Source organism: Spirosoma aerophilum (genome assembly GCF_054782495.1).
In genome coordinates this window covers 268716-284719 of sequence record NZ_BAAGSJ010000017.1, presented here as the reverse complement: position 1 = coordinate 284719, position 16004 = coordinate 268716, and the positions used below count along the sequence as shown (strand labels likewise).

Annotated in this window: 18 protein-coding genes; 8 read left to right on the top strand and 10 right to left on the bottom strand. The window is 52.0% G+C overall.

Features of this window, described 5'->3' with window-relative positions; genetic code table 11:
- Window positions 1-2: 2 nt before the first annotated feature.
- The 8 genes from ACYVK4_RS23595 (at window position 3) to ACYVK4_RS23560 (ending at window position 5864) form a co-directional block, all read left to right on the top strand.
- On the top strand, window positions 3-959 hold the full coding sequence (locus tag ACYVK4_RS23595) for a hypothetical protein (RefSeq protein ID WP_461130027.1): 957 nt from the start codon (window positions 3-5) through the stop codon (window positions 957-959).
- Window positions 940-1770 carry a hypothetical protein gene (locus ACYVK4_RS23590; RefSeq protein WP_461130026.1) on the top strand — a complete coding sequence of 277 codons (831 nt, stop codon included), beginning with the start codon at window positions 940-942 and terminating at the stop codon, window positions 1768-1770. Before ACYVK4_RS23595 ends, ACYVK4_RS23590 begins: the two co-directional genes overlap by 20 nt.
- Window positions 1771-1801: 31 nt before the next feature.
- The gene (locus ACYVK4_RS23585; protein ID WP_461130025.1) at window positions 1802-2314 is read left to right on the top strand and encodes a VRR-NUC domain-containing protein; all 513 of its coding nucleotides are present in this window, start codon (window positions 1802-1804) and stop codon (window positions 2312-2314) included.
- Entirely contained in the window at window positions 2304-2681 is a 378-nt protein-coding gene (locus ACYVK4_RS23580; protein WP_461130024.1) for an HNH endonuclease, read from the top strand. The genes ACYVK4_RS23585 and ACYVK4_RS23580 overlap by 11 nt, the downstream gene beginning before the upstream one ends.
- Before the next feature lie 3 nt (window positions 2682-2684).
- Complete coding sequence (locus ACYVK4_RS23575) at window positions 2685-3185, top strand: hypothetical protein (protein WP_461130023.1); 501 nt, start codon at window positions 2685-2687, stop codon at window positions 3183-3185.
- A 39-nt stretch (window positions 3186-3224) separates the two neighbouring features.
- The gene (locus ACYVK4_RS23570) at window positions 3225-3689 is read left to right on the top strand and encodes a DUF4494 family protein (protein ID WP_461130022.1); all 465 of its coding nucleotides are present in this window, start codon (window positions 3225-3227) and stop codon (window positions 3687-3689) included.
- Window positions 3690-3749: 60 nt separating this feature from the next.
- Window positions 3750-4583: a nucleotidyltransferase family protein gene (locus ACYVK4_RS23565; RefSeq protein WP_461130021.1), complete on the top strand. Its 834-nt coding sequence runs from the start codon at window positions 3750-3752 to the stop codon at window positions 4581-4583.
- A gap of 309 nt (window positions 4584-4892) precedes the next feature.
- Window positions 4893-5864 (top strand): hypothetical protein, encoded by a 972-nt coding sequence (locus ACYVK4_RS23560; protein ID WP_461130020.1) that lies wholly within the window; start codon window positions 4893-4895, stop codon window positions 5862-5864.
- Window positions 5865-5914: 50 nt separating this feature from the next.
- On the opposite strand, the gene ACYVK4_RS23555 is transcribed toward ACYVK4_RS23560, so the two are convergent.
- The 10 genes from ACYVK4_RS23555 to ACYVK4_RS23510 all read right to left on the bottom strand — a co-directional run bounded on the left by ACYVK4_RS23555 (window position 5915) and on the right by ACYVK4_RS23510 (window position 15946).
- Window positions 5915-6376: a DUF5675 family protein gene (locus tag ACYVK4_RS23555; RefSeq protein ID WP_461130019.1), complete on the bottom strand. Its 462-nt coding sequence runs from the start codon at window positions 6374-6376 to the stop codon at window positions 5915-5917.
- A gap of 155 nt (window positions 6377-6531) precedes the next feature.
- Window positions 6532-6894, bottom strand: coding sequence for a hypothetical protein (locus ACYVK4_RS23550; RefSeq protein ID WP_461130018.1), 363 nt, complete (start codon window positions 6892-6894; stop codon window positions 6532-6534).
- Window positions 6895-6912: 18 nt separating this feature from the next.
- On the bottom strand, window positions 6913-7614 hold the full coding sequence (locus ACYVK4_RS23545) for a hypothetical protein (RefSeq protein WP_461130017.1): 702 nt from the start codon (window positions 7612-7614) through the stop codon (window positions 6913-6915).
- 8 nt (window positions 7615-7622) lie between these two features.
- Window positions 7623-8465 carry a hypothetical protein gene (locus ACYVK4_RS23540; protein WP_461130016.1) on the bottom strand — a complete coding sequence of 281 codons (843 nt, stop codon included), beginning with the start codon at window positions 8463-8465 and terminating at the stop codon, window positions 7623-7625.
- Entirely contained in the window at window positions 8462-8962 is a 501-nt protein-coding gene (locus tag ACYVK4_RS23535; RefSeq protein WP_461130015.1) for a hypothetical protein, read from the bottom strand. The genes ACYVK4_RS23540 and ACYVK4_RS23535 overlap by 4 nt, the downstream gene beginning before the upstream one ends.
- Window positions 8959-9147 carry a hypothetical protein gene (locus ACYVK4_RS23530; protein WP_461130014.1) on the bottom strand — a complete coding sequence of 63 codons (189 nt, stop codon included), beginning with the start codon at window positions 9145-9147 and terminating at the stop codon, window positions 8959-8961. Before ACYVK4_RS23530 ends, ACYVK4_RS23535 begins: the two co-directional genes overlap by 4 nt.
- The gene (locus tag ACYVK4_RS23525; RefSeq protein WP_461130013.1) at window positions 9134-9562 is read right to left on the bottom strand and encodes a hypothetical protein; all 429 of its coding nucleotides are present in this window, start codon (window positions 9560-9562) and stop codon (window positions 9134-9136) included. Before ACYVK4_RS23525 ends, ACYVK4_RS23530 begins: the two co-directional genes overlap by 14 nt.
- A gap of 121 nt (window positions 9563-9683) precedes the next feature.
- Entirely contained in the window at window positions 9684-11822 is a 2139-nt protein-coding gene (locus ACYVK4_RS23520; protein ID WP_461130012.1) for a hypothetical protein, read from the bottom strand.
- Window positions 11822-13777, bottom strand: a complete 1956-nt coding sequence (locus ACYVK4_RS23515) for a hypothetical protein (protein WP_461130011.1) — start codon at window positions 13775-13777, stop codon at window positions 11822-11824. Before ACYVK4_RS23515 ends, ACYVK4_RS23520 begins: the two co-directional genes overlap by 1 nt.
- 15 nt (window positions 13778-13792) lie before the next feature.
- Window positions 13793-15946: a fibronectin type III domain-containing protein gene (locus ACYVK4_RS23510; protein WP_461130010.1), complete on the bottom strand. Its 2154-nt coding sequence runs from the start codon at window positions 15944-15946 to the stop codon at window positions 13793-13795.
- Window positions 15947-16004: the final 58 nt, after the last annotated feature.

Genomic DNA, 16004 nt, shown 5'->3' with positions numbered 1-16004 from the left:
CTATGAAAGATGGCTATTCCCTTACGCGTCGATGGTACGACTGGTGCTTTCGGCATTCGGGCCATCATACGCCAGCGCATGCGGCTTTGTACAACTGGTTTGTAGAAGCCAATAACCGGGTATCCTGGGCCGAAGAATTTGAAATGGCTCCTCAATATGCCATGACAGCCATCGGTGTACGCTCCTATAATACCTATAAGGATACGCTCGCCGATTTGCAGGCCTGGGGCTTCGTTCACATTCGCCAGAAAGGGGCGAATCAATACGTCCCCTGGCTTATCGCCTTGTCAAATTTTGATGAACCACTTAACAACCCACTTGATAAATCGACCGGTGTTTGCTCGTCAAAAATTGACATACCACTTAACAAGGCACGTAATAAGGCACCTGACAAAGCGAGTAGTAATGGTTCGTCAAAATTTGACAACCCATGTAACAACCCACTTGACGAGGCATGTAACGAGGCATGTAACAACCCACGTGACGCTATTACTATAAACAATAAAGGGGAAAGCTTAAACGAAAAACTTGAAACGTTTACGAACGGCGCGCGTGAAAATTCAACACCTGTCGATGCAGAAAAAAAAGACGCCCTCACCCCCCAGCCCCCCGCTCCCAAACCGATTCCGATTCCTCCCGGAAAAATCTATGGTGATGGGAAGCTTCAGGCGAATCTGATCGACTTCTATCGCCAGTACCCCGATATGTTTCCACTGGCGATCTACTTGCCGTTTCTGCGCTACTGGACGGCGACCAATCAGAAAGGCGATGTTGCCCGGATCGGCTGGGAACGCTGGCGGGTACTCGACACCTGGGATTTAGAAATCAGGCTCAATGCCTGGAATGAACGTGAACTAAAAGGCAAACCAACCAATGGCAACTCAAGAACCTCCACTGATTTCCTCAATCGTCAACGGGCAGCCGAGCCTCAAACCATCGATGACTACGGTGACCTCTAAAGAACCCGAAGCCGACCTAACGCCCGAAGAAGAAGCGGCAGTACTGCTATCGGCCCGACAGGCCAAAGCCAAACGGCAGAAAAACGATGCCTACTGGAGGCGCATCCTGAATCCCCAAATCAATTGGTCACCCTCTGATCTGGGAAGCTGGATACTGATCGAATCAAGCCGCAAGGACCCCCAGAACCTGAACCCCCGCTACATCGGGCCAAAGGGCTATAAGCTGGACGAATACAGCCAATCCGTTTTCGATCTACTCTGCATGTACTTCACTGGCCATCCCGATTTCGAAAATCCCGGCATCCATTACGATCAGTTCAAGGATGGGCGCTTTTCGCTCGACAAAGGGATAATGCTCGTTGGTCCGACTGGTATCGGGAAAACGGCCCTGCTAAACCTGTTCTGCGACAATCCCCGCCAGAGCTTTCTGATTACACCCGCCAAGCTGGCGGTCGATACCTACGAAGGCGTTGAGAACGGTCAGGCTGGTAAGCTCATCTATGACCGGCTCACCTACAAATCGAACGTAGCCGGTGGGCGGTTCCGACAGGGTATGGGAGGCCGGGCCTACGATGATCTGGGTAACGAGACGATTCCTGCCGTACTCTATAACAAGAAGCGAAACCTGATGCTAGATATCCTAGAACGTCGCTATGAGATCGGACCCGAGGAGTGTGGTCTTACGCACCTGACGACGAACCTAACCACTCAACAAATAGAGGATCTGTACGGCAAACGGCTACGCTCCCGGATGCGCGAAATGTTCAACGTGATCAAGTTCGACCCTAAAACTCCTGATCGGCGCGAGTAAACAAGTCATTCCAATTAATAATCCACACCCCATGAATAATCAAAATGAAATGTCGGCTGACGACTATCAGCGTTACATCAGACAAGCCACGGGTGATAATACCCCCGGTAAGATCGCGACCAGGTTAAATGCCCCCCCACGGAAGACCCAGCCTGACGTGATCAGCGCTGAGCAGTACCGGGCTGAAAACGTCGATCAGAATGAACACGAGCTGCAGGTCCGTTGTGTCGATTGGTTCAGGAAGCATTACAAAAACCTGCTTCTGTTCGCCGTACCCAATGCCGCCCTTCGTTCGGTCGCGCTGGCAGCTATGCTCATAAGTGAGGGGATGGTATCAGGTATACCCGATCTGATTCTCGCCTATCCGCACAACGGCAAACCTGGCCTCTACATCGAAATGAAAACGATGAAGAAGCACAGCAAGCCATCCGACGAGCAGCTGACCATTCATGCCTACTTAAGAGCCGTTGGCTACGAAGTGGCTATGCCCAGAACGTTCGAGGAGTTTCAGGCTGCCGTAATCGAGTACCTGCATGGCTATTAGTCCCAAACGGCGGCTCGCCCTCTACGAAGCCATGAACGGGCGCTGCGGCTACTGCGGCCAGAAGGTCGAGTTCAGCAAAATGCAGATCGACCACATGATGCCCCAGTCTTCGCCCAGTCTGTCGACCGTGCTCGTGAACGGCAAGAAAGTCAACCGGACCCACCACGACGAGAACCTGATGCCGGCCTGCGGGGGATGCAACCACTACAAACGAGCGGCCACCGTCGAGGGCTTTCGGCGGATGATCCTCACCCTGCACGAACGCCTTGCCAAGAGCTATATCGTGAAAGTTGCCCGGGCCTTCGGTATCGTCCACATCGTCCCATTCGACGGCCTATTCTATTTCGAAAAGCTTAAAAAAAAGTAATCTATGGAACGCATTGTAATGCCCGACAGCATGAAAGAAGAGCTAAAAATATGGCTCGATCCGGTCGGCAAAGGCTCAGATGAAGACATCGCCCAGATGGAACACTGGCTGAATGAAAACACGGGCGGACTGGCCCGGAGTGCTATCAACGTGTACTGGTGCAAAGAGGGTCACGATACCGTTACCATCGACCGCTATTACCATGGTCACGCCAAAACGATTATCTGCCCTTACTGCCATCAGGAATCCCGAAGCCTGTACTATATGGTCGATCAGAGTCAGGCTCCCCATAGCGAATTCTACAAGCCCAAAGACATCCTGGCTTTCCCCAGACAGCAACAGGAAGCCCTCCGACGGGGTGCAGCTGCGTTCAAAGCGATTCTGTCGAACGAACCCAAGCGCCTGTCTACCGGCCTGCTTTCCAAGTTGAGCCGCCCTAAACAGAAGGATAGCCCCTCGATCGTCGATCAGGTTGTGGACCGACTCAAACCCAACATCAAGTGATCATCGCTTACCAATTTTTATCTCTAACCAAATACATCGATGCATTTCTACAAGACTAAGTACACCTGGACCGAACCCGTTAACGAGGAAACGATAGCTCCAAAAAAACGCCGTCGGCGCATCCCTAAACCCGTTGTCAAATCCGAAAGCCTGCTGATCAAAGCGGCTAATCACGGCGATGCCGAAACTCAGACCTTTCAGGAGGCTGGCTCCCGGTCTGATCTGGACGTGCCAAGCGTAGCACGGGCCAAATTCTGGGACATCATCGGGGACGGCTCCGTCGAGGGCTGGTACAAGGGTAAACTCGTGCTCTTGGAGTCGAATTTCAAAACCGGTAAAGTGAAGCGAAAAGCTGTTGCCGTGCTCGTCAACGCGACCTCTAACCCCCACGCTAGCGAGCAGATCATCGAGCACATGAAAACCATATCGTTTGATTACGAACTGGAAAATGTGGATAAGACCGACATCGTAGAAGTCATCAGAGCACCAAAGACAAAGGGTTAAATAGTCAAACAGCAATTGGCGAGGGGTATTCTCTCGCCAATTCTTAAAACTCCTCATCGTATGGCACACGCGCTCAATCACGCCGACAAACAAACGCTGATCACCTTCCTGAAAGGATTCTACAGTCTGGGTCAGCTGCAGTGGATCTACTTCACCCTGACCGACGATTCGCCCCTGCCCGATATTTCCGAGTTCGAGCGTCAGGCCCGCGCGGAGGCAATAGCCGAAATACTGAAGGAAGCTAAAAAGGCGGTACCCCAACGCATAGAGGAGCCTGTAAGCGTCCCTGTAAGCGTCCCTGCTACTGAAACGAGGATACCGCTCGACAAAGCGCAGCGACTGGCCAAGGGATTGGTCGAACGACTGGAGGAGTACTGTGACCGCATTCACATCGCCGGGTCGATTCGTCGATTGAAACCCGAGGTGAAGGATATCGAAATCGTTTGTCAACCCAAAACCTTTGTCGAGGCTGATTTCAGCCTGTTTGGTAGTGGCAGTAATGAAGTAAAAGTTATACCCGCTTTCATCCGGGAAGTGGAAACGCTGGGCCTGCGCGTGATCAAAGGTCAGCCCACCGGCCGCTATATGCAGATCGAGGCTTTCCGGGATATTAAGCTGGATCTGTTCATGCCCCAGGCATCGGATTTCTACCGTCAGCTGGCCATCCGCACCGGCTCGGCCGACTATGCCGCCAAAGTGATCGCCACCGGCTGGAAGAAACTAGGCTGGTGTGGCACGGATCAGGGCTTACGATTAGTGAATGAATGCGAAGAAACGAAATCGGGCTGGAGGTGCATCAAACGGACCCCGACACTACCGCCCGTCTGGCAGTCAGAACGCGAATTCTTTTCGTGGCTAGGTATTCCGGCCATTAGCCCTCCTGAACGAATATGAACACGACCTATCATCTGCGCGGACCACCACGGCCAGGCCTGCCAACCGTCGGGAGATACCAGGCGTCTCGAAAATGGGAACGACGGTTGGCTCTTTTAAAAATCTAACTGATAACAAGATGCAAAAATTTAAAATAACTGATCACATCCACTGCGATCGAAACGACCCCAATCAGCCGCAATCCATCTACTTCGACGTTGATCAACATGTCTAATCAATATGTCTAAAGTTAAGAGGTAGAGCGAGTATTAATGAAAGAATGTCTTTCTTTGCTTTGCTTTTTAACGTTGTTCACACAATCCTTTGTAAATGAATTTCATTTTTCAATTTGGCGAATTTACAGCCGCCGATGGCGGCTTTTTGAAGACCTTCATTCCACTTGCAGCTCCACTTGTTGCGTTATATATATACTATACTGGGCAAAAGAAGGCTACCAATAAAGAGGCAAAGTCAAAGGTAGATACGGAAAATAATAAACTTAAATACTTACATTATTTAGTTGATGACTCCCTTCGACCAATAGAAACGTTCAGTTTTGAAACTGACAAGCTGCAAAGCATGTATCATCATAATTTTTTTGTGTTACCTCCCTTTAATCGAATCATACCGCATAGTATGAATACGATTTCGAATAAAATCAATCAGGAAGAATATTATCTAGCTTCAAAAAATCGTATTGACGAAGATATTTCTGAACTGTTCAAAGTATACAATTCTCTTTATGATAATTTCATAAAATCCGTCGCTCATTATGATGAGAATCGTCCATTATTAGTAAAAGATAAGGGTGCTTATAACGAGGCTTTGAACAAGTTGGTAAAATTATATACTGACAAGACAAATGAGTTAATGGTTGGAGCAACTACTCATGCAGAAGCGGTAGTGTTGAACAAGCTTCAAAGTTTAAGTGATGTTATACCTGACGAAGAGAACAGAAGATGGAATATGAGTTGGATGCTCAATGCTCACAATAGCTTTATAAAGCCTTTAATACATATTCTGTCAAATAGTCCGGATTCAAATACGGAAGATTTACTTCAAAAAAGCAAGGAAGTCAAAGAGTTATATACTGACTTTCGGTCTTTTGTCTTTAATGTCGTTGATTCTTTGAAAATTAGTAAGGACCATCAAAAAGGGATGGTTGACATAATAGTTGAAAGACGAAAACCTCTAGATGCTTACATTATCAAGTTGAATGAGGTTGATGGCAGCGCCACAAAAATCTCCACAGTAGACCGCATGTTAGGATTTGTAGGTTTACAAAGAAAGCCCGGCATCTAGTGTGCCGGGCTTTGTACTTATACAACCTGAATTATTAAACTGAAACGCTCTTAGACCGTGTACTTACGCGTGATCTCGCACCATACCGGTTCATTTCGATTGACAGCCGCCCATATGTCCTTGATAAGCGGCTCATAGACCACGCCCGAACTCCATACCCGATAGAAGCCGTTTTTGTCTTTGTCGAAGGTTTGACCAGGCAACAAACACCCGTCCGTATTTCCCACATAATTACCCTTGTGGATGCGGATACCGCCAAAGCCGGGCACGTTTATCAGTTCAGGCATGACTTTACCAAATCGGTTCGAATACGTCATCTTGACCTGGTAGCGTCCTGCCGGAATGGCCGTTCGGTCCTGAATTTTAATGGCAGCAATCAGGGGTTTTATCATGCTCGACAATAAGCCCCGATCCGTATCTTCAAGCACATAGCCCCGAATCACTTTGTCGATGACCAGTGATGACAGGGTTGACTCGACACCCTGCCGGATACGTATAATCTGTATGTTCATCTTGTATGGATAGAAAATTTACAATAAACTTGTAAAGGAATTCAGCGCGGATAATGAGCCGCTATCAATATAAACTGGGCTAGGCCCGCTACACAGCGCGAAAAAGCGCACCAAGGGAAGGTTAGCCCGCTACCGGATTGTAGCGGGCTTTTTTGTTAGGTATGGATCAGCGTTGTTTTGATCCCCACGTACCACCAGCCGAACGAAACGAGAATATACAGATCCTCTTTGACGTCTTTGTTGACATTTCGGGTAACGCTGATCAGCCCCTTCCGGTAGAGCATCTCACGCAACCGAACGGCGGCCACCGAATTACTCTGCGCTTCGACGAACAAATTAAGCCGCTCCTCGGCCCGGCCGTCTTTTTCCTGTGTCCAGCGCAGCACCTTGTGCCAGGGCAGGCGTACGACTTCGATTTTTTCACCCGACGAATCCGATGTACCATCATCATACATCAGATTGGGTACGGCCGTCATCAGCGCCTGCAGATCGGCCAATAGTTGTTCGTTCTTATTCATGGTATGGATTGATAAAAATTAGTCCTGATTCAAATATTTTTCAAGTTTACTTTCCCGCCTTACATCAGCCTGAATACTATCGACTGTTGTAGCAGCCTGACTCAACTGCTTCGATGCTTTAGTTTTGATGAAGAGGAATCTCGCCTTTTTCGCCTGTTTTCGCAGATCGACACTCAGAGCACCCAAGCTGGCATCTGTCCGTTTCAGTGTTTTCCCCATTCGGTCAGTTTTCACGGTCAGAACACCAATTACCCGACTGACTGAATCGAGCGTTTTAACGGCGGTTTCTTGCCGCTTGACCGTTTTTAAATTCGCTAAGACGACGCGACCATCACCGGGGGTTAAGGTCTTCGTATCAAGGGATTTATCGAGGGTACCATTCTGTTGCAATCCCAAAAAATTTTGTTGCTCTTGCTCAGGTTGACTTAGCTTTTCAGCCAGCTCGTCATTAAGGGCATATTGCTTAACTAGATCCGCTTTCCATTTATCGCCATAGGCAATGGCATCCTTCCACCGAGATGAAATATCCATAATGACCGAATCCTTGGTCGCGTTTAGGCCGAAAAGCATAGTTGCTTCCCGCTGTAAACTATCACCCCGGACTTTGTAGCGGGCCGCCGTTGCGTTCCAGATTTCTGGAGCGTGCCACAGCCAGTTCCATAGCACTAAGAGCAGAGCGATTCCACCCCCTATGGCCATCACTTTAGCGAAGATTTTCATTTTGAATACTATTGAAAAACGACCGTATCGCTGGGCATTACCTCCGCACTACTTGACAGACTATCCCGACGGGCGGACGAATGGAACATGCCCTTGAAGCGTTTCCAGATATTCTGTTTTTCCTCGTCAGCCGCTTCGACTTTGGGCTTTGTCGGCTCGATAGGCCTGGCCTGAATGACCGATGATTGAATCGTTTTCTTGACCGCCTGATTTTGTTTGCTGACCAGTTGGCCCACGTTCTTCTGACCCTTCAGGATAGCCGCGCTGTTTCTATGCTGATTTTCGATAATTGTCCCCTGCGTAGCTGAAATTGAACTGACCGCTTCGAGTAGACTATCCTGCTGTTCTTTCGTTTCGCATAGCTGCTCATTGTATTGAGCCGTGACCTGCTGGGTGGCTTTCTGGGTCGCTACGATCACCTGCGCGTCCGTGTGCTGCAACTTCATATACAGATCGACACAGTAATACGTCAGCACACCAGCGAGTAGCAGACCCACGCCCCAGGTAACTTTCGTTTCCAGCCGGTCGAATACGTCGGCCACTACCACCGGAGCCCCGGGCCGCATGATCACTTCGGCTTTGGCTTTGTGGGCGGCTCGTACGGCTGCGATCACGACGGCCGCCAGCGTTACGTACTGAATGATATCGGAGATCCAGAACCAAGATTCGTGCGTTGCTCTGGCCACCACATTCGCCAAAAACCCGAAGGCCAGACCGCCCACGATCTGAGGCAGGGGCTGACTGGTTTTGCGGATGGCAAAAAACAAACGAAAGAGAAAAAAACTCGAAATCAGCTGCGCGATAATGATGAGCGGATGATCGACCTGCTCGAAAATAACGGAGGTTATCATGGTTGTTTTTTAGAAAAAAGTGTGGAAAATGAACTGATAAGATCCAGTAAGGGCGCCTTAATACGAAGCCAGACATTCGTAACTTTTTCGACCCGCTCCAGGCCTTCGTCGAACGACGCTCCCGGATGCTCGTAGATGGTACCGCCAACCTTCTGGCTAAGCCGAATGATCCAAGCGACCAGCTGAATCGACAGATCGCCGATCAGGGCCACAGCGGCAAAGTTGCCTTCCGTGCGATGGATGTGCAGGATACCCCCGGCCGCGATCACGTCGGGCGCAAACAGGCACGAGATGATAAACGCTACCAGCCAGCCCAAAACCGACGCCCCGAACGGAATTTTCGGCAACGCAAACCGTATCACGAAGGCCCCGAAAGCCGCGGCCAGCCAGTTCCCTGCGTTGTGCTGAGGCTGGAAGTAATTGATCAGCCAGTCGAGCAGGCTGAACATAAGCATAAGGTTGAGATAGATCAAACGGGACACGTGAGTAGAAGTCATAAGAGTATAAACGAGCGGTCGGCGGTGGGTGTCGGACTGTTCATCTCGACACCCAGCTGACCTACGGTGAGTACTTCAAAATATAAGGCCAAGGCCTCCCCATATTCGGCGTGCGTAAAGCGGTGCTCCTGACGGATATCGACGTCGATTATGGTCACGATATGCGGGTATTCAGCGTTCCACATAGGGCAGGATCGTTATGGTTTTCTTGGTTCCTTTTCGGTCTTCTGCCCAGCGATGCAGGTTGCTGCAGCGGAAGTAGCTCGTTACGGAATTGACGTCCGGAGCGATGAGTTTGCCCGCTTCGTCGAAGTACACCGATGGGCGCAGCGTGTCGGCCGTCATTATGCCGAAATAGACCCGGCTCACTAGCTTGAGCTTGACACAGGACGGGCATTTGCGGCTCGTCCCAATGACTTTCTTCAACTGAGGAATCAGGACTATATCCTCGATAGCCAGATTATAGGCTCTTAAAGGCGTCGGGTCGATACTGACCCCCTGAGCGTTGCTGATACAGGGTATTAGAATCGTTATCAGAAGGACCAACAGGAATATCTTGTTGAGCAGATAGAAAGCCAGTTGGATTAAAATATTTTTCATATGCGAAAGTGACGAGTAATGAAACGTTCCGTCTAATTGAGTATACCGATCATTCACAATCACGGACTTACTCCTCGTTTGAGAAACTGACACCCCCCAGCCTAGCTGGGGGGTGCTTTTTTTAGTCGGGAATATAAAATCTTGGGCGCTCCGTAGCCGTAACATTCATCGAGCCATTGTTGACGGTAAGCGTCGAGGTCGTCGGTGTGGTCCCCGTGGTATTGAGCAGGTACTGGGTCACACTCGACACACCCGGCAGGCTAAGCGTATAATTCACCGTGGTGTTGGTCTCGGTGGGTTTGATTACGATGTACATGGGTTTGGCACCAGCTTTTGTGTAGGTGTCAATGATCACCCCCGTCGGACTGTCGATGCGGGTGGAGGAGAACCGGTAGTCCTTACCAAAGCCATACACCTGAGCATAATAGGCAGTCGTTGGCCGGAGTGCCCGATCAGTGGGGGTAAGCCCTTCGTAGGCGATACCACAGCTCAAGTCCCAGTGCATGTAGCCGAGGGGGTTGTTTTTGAAGTTGCTGTCATCATAAAGCTGATAGCACATCATACCCGATCCCCCCATCCTTGACATCGTCAGCGAGGAGCGCAGCAACCAATCCCCCTGGGTGATAAAGCGGTCCTGAGCTACTGTGCCATCCGCATTGTAGTACGTTTTGGCCGTGTTCTCCTGATCGCCCTTAATGGGGTCAGAGATCGAGTATCCCGTTTCGGTAATCCATAAGGTGATCTCCTTATCGGGTACCAAATCAAACAGGGCCTGCTTCATACCCGCGATGTGCTGAGCGAATAAGCTGTTCTCAGGCGATACGCCCGGATGGGTACCCCCTCCGGCGTTCTGCGAACCGGCCGTGTTGTTGTAATCATGGTAAGCTATGCCATCGAAGAAGGCTTTGCCCCCGTTGTAAAGCTCACACCACTGCATCACCCCTCTCAGGTAATCGGGGGTATTGCTGGCCAGTCCTGCCAGAATGATATGCGCCGTGGGGTCATACTTACGAATCGAGTCCGCTACGATCTTACTGGTAAAAGCCAACTCCCATGGACTCATCATGCCCGACTGGAAGGTGATCATCGAATCGGGCAATTCCCCCCGTGCCACCTGATCGTATAGCGTGGTATGTCCCTCAGCGGTCCAGGTATTACCGAGCCCTACTTTGCCCAGCCACCAGCGGTTGGGCTCGTTGCCCAGCTGATAATAATGCACCGTATTCAGCCCGATCTCGGGTTGATTGGCGGGATAGCCGGGACCACGGAACACCTTACTTTTGGCTGGGTCGATGGTCTGGTCAGGGCCGTATCGCATGGCCACCTGCGCGTACCCTTCGGCATAACGCGGTACCGGTTCGCGGTTTTTCAGACAGAAGATATTGATGATCCCCTCCTGTTTCTGCCACTTGTTGACCGAATCAATCTGCCAGCCACCGGTAGCAGCCGGTTGGAACGCATAGGTGCCCAGATACTCTTTCCCTTTGGAATCCTTTCGGGCAATCAGGTCAAAATCCACATACGTCCGATGCACCCTTGCCGTTCGAGCGATGGCCTTTTTCCCGGCATCCATCCCACCCCCTGAATCCTTCTGGTAGTTCCACTGGTAGGTCACGACCCCCAGATGGTTCTGAATGGGGGTAGCCACAATGGGATAAGGTACCTTCGTGTAGGGCACATACCAGCCCCAGAACTCAATTTCGGTGGGCATGGGGTAGGTTCGCTGGAACTCATAGTAGTTGGTTCGTCGGGGTGTGCTGAATTTATTGCGCACCCACACCCCATTCCCGGCATTACCGGTGAAGTTGAAGGCGGGTTCCCTCGCTCCCGTCTGCACGTTCAATGTCCACGCCTGACAGGTCGAGCCACTACCGTCGCCATCCCCATACTTCACGCTGTCAAGTTCGACCTGCATCGCCTTCGGAAAGGAAAACGAAATCGTTGCATTCGGAATAATCCCCGAACTGGCTGGCCCTACGGTGAAGTTGCTGTTGAGCACGCCGTCAAAAAACGGCTGCACCCGCCCGAAACTGTAGTCCTGAACGAACGCCCAGGCGGGGTCATAGGGGATTTTGCCGTACACTTTGGTGACCGGTGGCCCCGGTGTTGAGGTACCCGAGCCGGGCGGGGTGGTGGTGCTGGGCGGTACCGTCACGACGGGCCCTTTGATCTTCCACTTGCGGTACTTCTTGGGCAATTGAGCTTGTGCCTGGGCGAATCCCAGGCACAGAGCTACGATCAATAACAGAAAGTTTCTCATTAGAATATACTGTTGTAAGTGAGAATGATTGGGTCAGTGCCGGCCGTGATGGTAACCGTCTGACTCCCGTTGTCATACGGTTTGCCGGGTGACCCGTTGCCCGTTTCGGTGCTGGTCACGGATATGGTCACCGTATCCCCGACGTTGAAAATGTACTGCCGGGCCGTTTGCACCGATCCATTCACCCGGATGGTGTTCATCCAGCGGGTGCCCGGTGGGTCGTTGATCACGAGGATCACTCGACGTTGGCCAGCGGTTGGATCAGGTACATTGAAATCAACGGGCAGGGAAATGAACGGTGTCAGGAGGACGTTGGTCGTAGCGTCTTTGGCGTTGCCGCGCTGCATGCGATAATCAAAAAACGTGGTACCCAGATTCATCGCCCCTGACAGCTGGATGGTCAGTTCTTTGGTTCCTGAGCCCGCCACCGATTGAGTGGTGAGCAGTGTACCCAATGCCGTTGGATTCCGGGCCGAAGGTGCCCCGGTATAGCCGGTATACACCTCAAATCCACCCGTACCGGTGAAACTAACCGCTTTATCCAGCGTGACCTTCAGCTTCGTCAGATCATTGGGATCGGCGCGAACACCGACAACAAAGGGTGGCGTAGTGGCCGTCGATGGATTGGTAAAGCCGGTTTTCTTCGTCTTATAGACGTTGACCAAACCCGTCGTCGAATTGTAGGTGACCTTATCCGCTCCGGTGGCCGTAATGCTGGCAATGGTGCCGCCCGTCGCGTAAAACGAAATGTCCCGGTGACGAACGTCCGTATTCACGTTGCTATAGTCCAGCACGTAGGTGACCGTATTGCCCGAGACGGTTTTAGAGACAATCAGATCCCGTTTGACCTCCCGATATTCTAAAAACTCCTGCATGCCGCACCACCACAGTCGGTCATTGTTATTCGGGTGGTTATACAAGTAGTTGACGCACTCTTTGAAGTTGGCCCACTGGGTTTGATAGCCGGGTTTGCTGGTATCCCAGTTGACATTGTGCGAGAAGCCAAAGCCGGTATAGGTCGTGGCATCGGTGGCTCCCGTGGAGGCTGTCAACAACTGGTCGAAGAACGTTTTCACGTTGGTGACGTCGGCCGTCTGCCAGTCATCGCCGAACCATCGCCGGGTGGTGACCAGTTCACGGGTTTCGGCCACTGAGACTTTCTCCCCGTAGATCGCCCGTTGGGTGGGATTATACAGCTGGTAGTCATCCGCCGAAACCCCGCTGGGACCGTACCCCTGAGAAATGACCATCGGACTGCCAAACGTTAGAGACAGCTTCACGAACGATTCGTAAAAGGTCGGTACCGTGAAGGTTCGGGGTAGATAGCCCAGCGAATTGTAGATCGACACCAGGTTGCGCCAGTAATCCAGATAGCGGTTCTCCATACCGCTGTGACTAATCGAGTGGTTGGATACATCGGAAAAGCCGACGTTGATCATCTCCAGATGTTTGGCCACCGAGGTGGCGTTACCCGTCTGCCCACCATTCCAGTTCAGCGCAAACGTCACGTGTGGTTTGAGAACGCCCCCCGCTCCATCGGTATAGGTCAGGCCCGGATAGGTGACGCCATCGGCGGCCGTACCACCCCAGAACAGGGGATACAGTAATTCCCAGTCCCCCGAGCCGCCATCATCTTTGGTCCAGCTGAAGGCGACCGTTTTGCCGTACAGCAACGGGGTTTTGGTGAGCGTCGGATTGTTGACCGTACCCGTCAGGTTCATCACCAGCGTGACATTGTTGGCGCTGGGATTGCTGGCCACGGCCGTCGTTCCCGATGGCGGTGTCGTGGTGGTCGTCGAAGGTGGTGCCGTCGTCGTCGAACTGGGGGGCGTCGTCGCCACCGTGCCACTCACCCGAAACAGCCCTCTCACCGGTGGATCACCGGGGAGAGAAGCTATCAGGGAGACCACAAAGAAGGCGAATAACAGAGCAATCGCTGCTAAGTAGGTTCTCATAAGGTAGTTGAGCGATTAGGGAGCCGTCAGGCCGTTAGTTTGTACATTGACCAGATTCCAGTTGGACGCCGTACCCAGATCGTAAGCAACGGTGCCTTTGATGCGCTGATCAGCTACCTGGGTTACCGTACCACCGGGGATATCGACCCACGTTGTACCATCAGTCGTGTACTGGGCTTTGTTGTTCACCCCATCAGCCACGATCTGTACCGCAATAGCCGTAGGAATGATCGGCTGGGCCAGATAACTGGTACCTGAACGAACGAAGATTTTGTTATTGGCCCCGTGACTCACTGAGATGGTAAAGCCGGTACCTGATGACCAGGCAGTGTTACTACCTGTACCAAAAGCTAGATCACCCGAAGCCTGACCCGGCGTTACGCTCATGCGGATAGTGCCGGTACCGAGTCCGATGATCTTCTGATTACCCACGATGTAGCTGGTCGCCGTCGCCGTGTTAGTGGTCTGGGTAACGCTGTTGCCGTTGATGATGGCTGCTGCGTTCTGTCCGTTAGCCGTCAGGTTCCAGTCCGCGAAAGGCGTGACGCTACCGGCTACCGTGTTGGAAGTCGTAGCACTCACCGTAGCCGAGGTAGCTGAGGTAATGAACCCGTTGGCACTAGCTGACAGATCGAAAAACGAGTTTACGCCCGGGTTCTGACCCGTAACCGTGTAGCTGGTACCGCTGGTAACAAACGACACAGGTGAGCTCATGCCCGGTACCGTACTCTGACGGAGCGTGTAGGATGTGGCATTCGGTACCGCACTCCAGCTAAACGTATAGGTAGAGGTCGTTGACAGACCGGCCGTCAGCGTTGGCGTTGTCAGCTGAGTACCCAGGGCCGTCGTAGCCGAGGTCGTTCCCCAGCCCGAGGGGGCGGTATTGACACCACCCGACGCCATGATCCGGAAGAAATACAGCACGCCCGGGGTCAGACTCGTGACGTTATAGGTTGTGATATTGCCCGTCGCCAGCGTGAGCAGACCAGCGGTAAAGCCGCTGTTGGTCGCCTGCTGAAGGGTGTAGCTGTTCGCACTGGTGGAAGCAGGCCAGCTGAGGGTAAGCGTCGTTGCCCCTACGTTGGAAGCCGTCAGCGCGGGAGTGGAGATGACATAAATACCCGAACCGCTGGCATAGGCCGTCTGGATAGCACCTACCGTTGCCGACAAACTGGAAATTACCGAATTCTGGCCGGTGATCGTACCGTTCTGGGCAGTGATCGTTTGGTTAGCAGTCGTCAGTTGCCCCTGCAAGGTGGTCACCTGCAACTGTAGAGCCGTCAGGCTGGTGGTATTGCCCGTGATGAGCCCCTGCAGCTGATTGTCTTTATCGTCAACGTAGAGCTTGTTGACATCAGAGGCCCCACCTGGGATGTCGATGTTCCAGCTTTTAGGCCCTGTTTTTGTGAGCGTCTTTCCATTACCTGAAAAGGTAATGTTGCCGGCACTATCCGAAATCATCTGGGACGTCTGAGCACGTGTGGGTACATCAGTCACCCCCCATGCCCCAATGCTGTTAGGCAGTCCCTGCATGCGATTGAAAAGTGGCCTGGGAACGATGTTTCCCGATGGATCCAGCCCAAACTCGGTGGCCGACAACGGCGGTACGGCCTTGAGTGAATCTGACACAATCACGCTGGGATTGATGTTGGGCACGTTCGACAGGCCCACATCGGTTTTGGTGATACCGGTGGGCGACTGGAGAACCGGCGAAACCAGCGTTTTCGCTTTCAGCGTCTGGGCGGCATCCGTCAGTACGGCTGCGGGTGGTAGCCGTTCGGGGGCCAGTGTCCCCTGAGTCAGTGCACCGGCATTCGTGGTGATGGTACCGCCCGAACCGCTACCGCCCGAGGTGGCGATGGTCGTGTTCTGATAGGCCAGCATCGAGGCTCCTACGGTCAATCCCCACGGGGCACCCGATTGATCGAGAAATTTCGTCGGGGCGTAATAGCGAATGTTCTTGCCGATCGTCAGCTGCACGAGCGTACCATTGGCCCGGATCTGCACATCATTGGCCGGGTAAGAAAACACGGCTGAACCCGCCGAATCAGCGGTAAAGACCTGCTCACCGATTCGGTACACGCGAACCGGGTAGCGTTCCTGCGCATAGGCTCCCAGCGAAGTCAGCATCAGCAGGACAATCAGAAAAACGTTTGGAAAGCGTTTCATTGGAAATAATTAGTGTGGATAGAAATTGACTGTAAGCAACTGATTACAAAACAAGACG

What these genes read in the sequence shown, in the direction of transcription:
- ACYVK4_RS23550 (WP_461130018.1), bottom strand. Translation starts at nt 6,894, where the DNA reads ATGAATAAGAACGAACAACTATTGGCCGATCTGCAGGCGCTGATGACG.
- ACYVK4_RS23510 (WP_461130010.1), bottom strand. Translation starts at nt 15,946, where the DNA reads ATGAAACGCTTTCCAAACGTTTTTCTGATTGTCCTGCTGATGCTGACT.
- ACYVK4_RS23525 (WP_461130013.1), bottom strand. Translation starts at nt 9,562, where the DNA reads ATGAAAAATATTTTAATCCAACTGGCTTTCTATCTGCTCAACAAGATA.
- ACYVK4_RS23560 (WP_461130020.1), top strand. Translation starts at nt 4,893, where the DNA reads ATGAATTTCATTTTTCAATTTGGCGAATTTACAGCCGCCGATGGCGGC.
- ACYVK4_RS23565 (WP_461130021.1), top strand. Translation starts at nt 3,750, where the DNA reads ATGGCACACGCGCTCAATCACGCCGACAAACAAACGCTGATCACCTTC.
- ACYVK4_RS23520 (WP_461130012.1), bottom strand. Translation starts at nt 11,822, where the DNA reads ATGAGAAACTTTCTGTTATTGATCGTAGCTCTGTGCCTGGGATTCGCC.
- ACYVK4_RS23530 (WP_461130014.1), bottom strand. Translation starts at nt 9,147, where the DNA reads ATGTGGAACGCTGAATACCCGCATATCGTGACCATAATCGACGTCGAT.
- ACYVK4_RS23535 (WP_461130015.1), bottom strand. Translation starts at nt 8,962, where the DNA reads ATGACTTCTACTCACGTGTCCCGTTTGATCTATCTCAACCTTATGCTT.
- ACYVK4_RS23580 (WP_461130024.1), top strand. Translation starts at nt 2,304, where the DNA reads ATGGCTATTAGTCCCAAACGGCGGCTCGCCCTCTACGAAGCCATGAAC.
- ACYVK4_RS23555 (WP_461130019.1), bottom strand. Translation starts at nt 6,376, where the DNA reads ATGAACATACAGATTATACGTATCCGGCAGGGTGTCGAGTCAACCCTG.
- ACYVK4_RS23570 (WP_461130022.1), top strand. Translation starts at nt 3,225, where the DNA reads ATGCATTTCTACAAGACTAAGTACACCTGGACCGAACCCGTTAACGAG.
- ACYVK4_RS23545 (WP_461130017.1), bottom strand. Translation starts at nt 7,614, where the DNA reads ATGAAAATCTTCGCTAAAGTGATGGCCATAGGGGGTGGAATCGCTCTG.
- ACYVK4_RS23590 (WP_461130026.1), top strand. Translation starts at nt 940, where the DNA reads ATGACTACGGTGACCTCTAAAGAACCCGAAGCCGACCTAACGCCCGAA.
- ACYVK4_RS23585 (WP_461130025.1), top strand. Translation starts at nt 1,802, where the DNA reads ATGAATAATCAAAATGAAATGTCGGCTGACGACTATCAGCGTTACATC.
- ACYVK4_RS23515 (WP_461130011.1), bottom strand. Translation starts at nt 13,777, where the DNA reads ATGAGAACCTACTTAGCAGCGATTGCTCTGTTATTCGCCTTCTTTGTG.
- ACYVK4_RS23540 (WP_461130016.1), bottom strand. Translation starts at nt 8,465, where the DNA reads ATGATAACCTCCGTTATTTTCGAGCAGGTCGATCATCCGCTCATCATT.
- ACYVK4_RS23595 (WP_461130027.1), top strand. Translation starts at nt 3, where the DNA reads ATGAAAGATGGCTATTCCCTTACGCGTCGATGGTACGACTGGTGCTTT.
- ACYVK4_RS23575 (WP_461130023.1), top strand. Translation starts at nt 2,685, where the DNA reads ATGGAACGCATTGTAATGCCCGACAGCATGAAAGAAGAGCTAAAAATA.